The sequence below is a fragment of the Aeribacillus pallidus genome (genome assembly GCF_050478865.1).
Lineage (GTDB): Bacteria > Bacillota > Bacilli > Bacillales > JACDOC01 > JACDOC01.
This window is the reverse complement of record NZ_JBCNBW010000012.1, coordinates 1-5,622: the sequence shown is the minus strand read 5'-3', so window position 1 is coordinate 5,622 and position 5,622 is coordinate 1. Positions and strand designations below refer to the sequence as shown.

At 38.2% G+C, this 5,622-nt stretch carries 7 protein-coding genes; all 7 read right to left on the bottom strand.

Annotated elements, in window-relative coordinates:
• Positions 1–159 precede the first annotated feature (159 nt).
• The 7 genes from ABES52_RS03400 to ABES52_RS03370 all read right to left on the bottom strand — a co-directional run bounded on the left by ABES52_RS03400 (position 160) and on the right by ABES52_RS03370 (position 5,487).
• Positions 160–648 carry a dihydrofolate reductase gene (locus ABES52_RS03400; protein WP_429648945.1) on the bottom strand — a complete coding sequence of 163 codons (489 nt, stop codon included), beginning with the start codon at positions 646–648 and terminating at the stop codon, positions 160–162.
• Positions 645–1,439 carry a thymidylate synthase gene (locus tag ABES52_RS03395; RefSeq protein ID WP_429648943.1) on the bottom strand — a complete coding sequence of 265 codons (795 nt, stop codon included), beginning with the start codon at positions 1,437–1,439 and terminating at the stop codon, positions 645–647. The genes ABES52_RS03400 and ABES52_RS03395 overlap by 4 nt, the downstream gene beginning before the upstream one ends.
• 12 nt (positions 1,440–1,451) lie before the next feature.
• Positions 1,452–2,150, bottom strand: coding sequence for an anthrax toxin lethal factor-related metalloendopeptidase (locus ABES52_RS03390; RefSeq protein WP_429648941.1), 699 nt, complete (start codon positions 2,148–2,150; stop codon positions 1,452–1,454).
• 379 nt (positions 2,151–2,529) lie between these two features.
• Positions 2,530–3,309, bottom strand: coding sequence for a TerC family protein (locus ABES52_RS03385; RefSeq protein WP_429648939.1), 780 nt, complete (start codon positions 3,307–3,309; stop codon positions 2,530–2,532).
• A gap of 88 nt (positions 3,310–3,397) precedes the next feature.
• Positions 3,398–3,991 carry a YpjP family protein gene (locus tag ABES52_RS03380; protein WP_429648937.1) on the bottom strand — a complete coding sequence of 198 codons (594 nt, stop codon included), beginning with the start codon at positions 3,989–3,991 and terminating at the stop codon, positions 3,398–3,400.
• Between the two features lie 257 nt (positions 3,992–4,248).
• A complete protein-coding gene (locus ABES52_RS03375) occupies positions 4,249–5,034 on the bottom strand; it encodes a class I SAM-dependent methyltransferase (RefSeq protein WP_429648935.1) in 786 nt (261 codons plus the stop codon).
• A 15-nt stretch (positions 5,035–5,049) separates the two neighbouring features.
• Positions 5,050–5,487: a BrxA/BrxB family bacilliredoxin gene (locus ABES52_RS03370; protein ID WP_429648933.1), complete on the bottom strand. Its 438-nt coding sequence runs from the start codon at positions 5,485–5,487 to the stop codon at positions 5,050–5,052.
• Positions 5,488–5,622 lie beyond the last annotated feature (135 nt).

The window sequence follows — 5,622 nt, the reverse complement described above, 5'->3', positions numbered from 1 at the left end:
CACAAGCGTAATGTATAAATACCAACAGTATCATTTAACAGACATTCATGCCAATTGCCCTTAGCACATCGATGAATGTAATAACAGTAAAAGTTATCCACAGTTATTTTAGGGTAGAGCCATTTTTTTAAAAAACTTGCCGCAAACAAGCGACAAGTTTTACTTAAACCGTTCGTATATTTCAAATTCATAATCATACGGATTTTCTTCATTTTTGGGCCCTTTTTCTCTTTTAACTAATCGAAAGTCTGACCAATCAATGTCTGGAAAATACGTGTCTCCTTCAAACGAATAATGAATTCGCGTCACGTATAAGCGATCGGCAAAAGGAAGAAGCAATTGAAAAATTTGTGCGCCCCCTGTAATAAACACTTCGTCATTTTTCTCGTCGATATAATCTAATAATTGCTCTAACGAATGGAGTATCGTACATCCTTCGGCTTTGTATCTATCATCACGAGTTAAAATGATATTTTCTCGGCCAGGTAACGGTTTGCCTATCGACTCGAAGGTACTGCGTCCCATCACAATTGGATGCCCCATGGTGACTCGTTTAAAATACTTTAAATCTTCGGGAAGATGCCATGGAAGCTGATTATTTTTTCCTATTAACCGGTTTTCGTCCATCGCCCAAATAAACGAAATCATACGCTCACTTCCCCTTTAATATGAGGATGTGGATCATAATCGACTAATTGGAAGTCATCATATGTAAATGAAAAAATATCTTTGACGTTTGGATTAATTTTCATTTTTGGTAACGGTCGTGGTTCTCGTGTTAATTGTAATTTCACTTGATCTAAATGATTAGAGTAAATATGCACGTCCCCAAACGTATGAATAAATTCTCCCGGTTCGAGGTCACAAACTTGAGCGATCATCATCGTTAACAATGAATAGGAGGCGATATTAAACGGTACACCTAAAAACACGTCCGCCGACCGTTGATACAATTGACACGACAACTTTCCATCAGCTACGTAAAATTGGAATAACGCGTGGCATGGGGGCAGGGCCATTTCATCTATTTCTCCAACATTCCAAGCACTTACGATTAATCTGCGAGAGTTAGGATTCTTTTTAATTTGTTCCACCACATTTGCGATTTGGTCAATCGTTCTTCCGTCCCGCGTGCGCCATGAGCGCCATTGAAAACCATATATTGGCCCTAAGTTACCGTTTTCATCTGCCCATTCATTCCATATACGGACACCGTTTTCCTGCAAATATTTAACGTTCGTATCTCCTTTTAAAAACCAAAGCAGCTCGTGAATAATCGATTTTAAGTGTAATTTTTTTGTTGTTAATAACGGAAAGCCTTCCTGTAAATTAAAGCGCATTTGATAACCGAATGTACTGATTGTTCCTGTACCTGTTCGGTCATTCTTTTGAACACCATGTTCTAATACGTGCTTCATTAAGTCTAAATATTGTCTCATCCGCTTCACCCTTTACAAATTTTCAAACTTCTTAAAAAAAGAAAACGTCTTTGGCGCTTTCTCCTTTAAAACGGCTTTCGTTTCTTCATTATAATAAAACATGGCAAACGTTTCTGCAAAGTATTCTTCCGGAAAGTTAATAAAATACGGCTGTTTTGGAAAAATCCGTCGTACTTCTTCTTTCCAAATGGATAAAAATTCGCCTTGAATGGATATATCATTGTACACATAACGTTGAATGGAATGGGCTAATTCATGTAGCTCTAAATTTACGGAACCATGCCCCATCCCTTGATCACTATGTCCGATTTTTACTAAGACAATTTTACTACCTCCGATTCCTGGTACATCGTCCCAAGTTAGTGCTGTATGCTCGTACCCACGTGGTTGTACATTCACTAAATGGGAAGCGCTTTTTTGTTCAGTCAACGTTCCAACAAACAATTTTAATTTAATCTGTTCATGATTAATTCGTTCCAGTAATTGAGGCGGCAAACGGTCTAATCGGTTCACAATGGACTCCACCGCTTTTTCATTATATGTTTCATTCGGTAAAATCACTAATTGGGAAATCAATTCCGAAGATTGGAGGGGTAGTTGCTCATATAAGGAAGTTTGGGAATAGGCGATTCCATCGACGGCCGTTGGAGGCTCATACGTACCGAAAAGGAGAAATAATAACAAGAACCAAACTTTTCCTTTTTTTAACATTGCCTTTCTACTTCCTTTCTACGTTGCTAGTTTCCTAGATTCATTATATCAAGATTTAATCATCGAATCTTCTTAAAATACTGGAAACTCTTCGCGCTGTATTCATGGAAGTGCCGTCAAGTTCTGATTATTTGTCAAATAGGAGTAGAATAAGTCAGTAGAGAAGGCGAATTAGGTCATAAGAAAAGAAATTTGTCTAAAAAAAGAGAGGTATATCGACAAAATTTGTCGAAATTTAGAGGAAAACTGTTCGCTTAACCTTCTAAATTGTCCGGAAATTCCAGGAAACTGTCTGTATGAGTGGAAAAAGTGCCCTTTATTATGTACCCTTGAACAGAATAACAGTCCTTTATTAACCATTTAGTAAAAAAATCCGACCTTATAAAGAAAGGTCGGATCGTTTTTGTTCTTTTCGCTTCGTTGTCCAATAATGGCGGATAAATGTAACAACAAACATTCCCACAACAATAATAAAAAACGTCGTATGGTCGATATGAATATGGAAAGCAGAAAGGAGCATTTTAACAGAAATAAAGAAAATGAGGATATAGGCTGTTGTTTCTAGTTCTGGAATGCGATCGATCAATTTTAAAAACAATCCGGCTACGCCCCGCATCATAAGGACACCTAAGATTCCACCTAACAGGAGAACCCAAACTTTATCGCTAATTCCAAAGGCTGCTAAAACACTATCGACTGAAAAGGCAATGTCCATTAACTCAACCGCTACGACCGTACCCCAAAACGTACCGAACAGCCGAACAAGAATCCCTTTTTGATTTATTCCTTCAAATTCTTCTTCCTGTTTCTCTGTTCGCTTGTCTTTAAAATATTTAATCGATAACCATGCTAAATAACCCGCACCAAGAATTTTGACCCACCAAATTTTAATTAAAAATAAACCTAGACCGATAGCAATAAAACGAAACGTATAAGCACCTAATAATCCGTAAAACAACGCCTTTCTCCGCTGTTGTTCCGGTAAATGCTTAACCATCACCGCTAAAACAAGCGCATTATCAGCAGACAGCAGTCCTTCTAATATAACTAATGTCCCAATTAATCCCCAGCTCACAGGGTCAGACAAAACTTGAATCCACATATCCCAATCAAAAAACTGGGCATACGTTTCAATCATCCCTTGCCAAATTGTTGACATTCAAAAAATCCTCCTCATTAAATGACATTGCTTGTCCGTTATCAGTTTTTAATTGTTTCATAGTTTTCCTTCTAAATCAAGTAACAATTTATGCTGACATCCAATGAGGAGGCGTATTTCGGTCCCAAAAAATTTTCCCCAGAGAAAAATGCTCGGTAAATCCATCTTTATATGTATGGTAATGAAAATGAAAATAATAACCATCTAAAGGAGGGTGCTCTCTTCGAACGTGAATTCGAAGACGGTCTTCGCTCGTTTTATCATCGTACAAATGAAAAATTTTTTCGCTTTCTCCCCGACCAGGTGTGTTTGATATTCGTAAAGAGAATAACTCTTCATCACTTAGTGCGTTTGTAAATGATAAAATCACTTCTTCCATGTTAGGCCAAATCATTTGATGAAATTCCTCTTCAATTTTTCTTTTGATACGTGGACCAAATTTGGTGTATACTTGGGCTTCTGCTTCTTGAAGAAGTGCGGATACATATTGTTTTCGGTCATGACTTTCGGATTCTGTAAGTTGAATGGATTCTGACCGCTCGTGCTGTATTTCGCTTTTTTGCCTTTTACTGTCTTTGTCGTGATCGTTTTGATCGGTCCAAAGCGAATGGGACGGGGAGATAAATCCTAACGTAAGAATAGAAATGACGACAACTAAACTACGTTTTAGCCACGTTTTCATCACAAATAGTTCTCCTTTTATATTTCTTCTTCTTTTTTCTACGAATTTCTCCCCCAAAAAGTTTCTAAATAATTCAAAAAGGGTATAAACATACTATAAAAGAATATTAAGAAAAAGGAGGTTTTTTATGGATACGGGTGTTTTTGCCGCTGTGGGATTTATTCTTATGCTTATTTATTTTGTTTATTTAACGGTGACCGATTAATAAAATTGTAAAAAAAGATACTGAACCCGCATTTCATACAGGTTGAGCGGATTCAGTATCTTTCGTTTTTTGTAAGGACACCGTAATGAAACGATGCCGATGGCCGACGATACACGTGAAATCCAAACCGTTTAAACCGGCTCGAACGGTGGTAATCTTTTAAAACGACTCTATTTTTAGCGACACGTAACGCTTCTTCGATCATGTTTTCAGTTATATCGTCATAAATCGCCAATCGTTTTAACCCAGATAATCCAGATGACTCATCAATTGTTTGTTCGAACATCGGGTCAAAATAAACAACATCAAAGGAGTTATCCCTTTGTTTTTTTAAAAAGGATTCGTATCGTTCGTTAATAACGTGCACTCTCCTCATCGCTTCATCCATTTCTTGGTGGTCAAATGTCCAACGTTTTAACCCATTTTGCACGATATAAGCAATATACTTGTTCCCCTCTAATGCGGTGACATTGCCAGTTCGTCCAACAATTAAGCTCGCCACGATGCTATCTGATCCCATCCCCATCGTACAGTCGAGAAAGGTCATTCCTTTGGTTAACTGAGAAGCTTCAATTAATGGGTCTTTTTCGCCTCGTAACAATCGAATCATCCGGAACGTCGCAGAACTCGGATGAAAAAAGAACGGGGCTTTACCAAGCAATGGATGAAGCTCAATCCGTTCTTTACCAACGACGATACAGCTGTCGTTTAAACGTCCCATTAGTTGTTTCACCGTTTTTTTCTTTCGGGGAACGTATAGACACCCGAGATCATTAGCGACTTTTTTTGCTTGTTCAATCATCTCTTCATTGGTCCGTCCTGCTGTTGTTACAAACATATCATCACCTAAAAATTACGAGCAGTGTTTGTTAAAGGCTTCGGTTAAATTTTTAATAATATCTTCAATAAATTGATTTTCAATCTCCTCACGAGGAATGAAATGAACTACTTCTTTCCCTTTTAAAAGAGCCATGGACGGGGAAGATGGTTCATACCCAACAAAATATTCTCTCATTTTCGCTGTTGCTTCCCGGTCTTGACCAGCAAACACAGTAACTAAATGATCTGGTGTTTTGTCATTCGCCATCACTGCCTGGGTAGCTGCTGGGCGAGCTAGTCCTGCTGCACAACCACAAACGGAATTGACTACTACGAGTGTCGTTCCTGATACATTTTCCATAAATTGTTCCACTTCTTCTGCTGTTGTCAATTCACGGAAGCCTGCTTGCACAAGTTCTTGTCGCATCGGCTTAACTAGTTGACGCATATATTCTTCATAAGCCATTGACATATGGCATAACCTCCTTTTATTTTTACAATAAGCCTTCCTATAAGGCTATGTTATATGTCATTTTTGATTTTTAGCAAGTTATTTATACGGCGGCGACTCCAGCGGGAACAGCGTGCCAGGCAAGACCCTTACTTG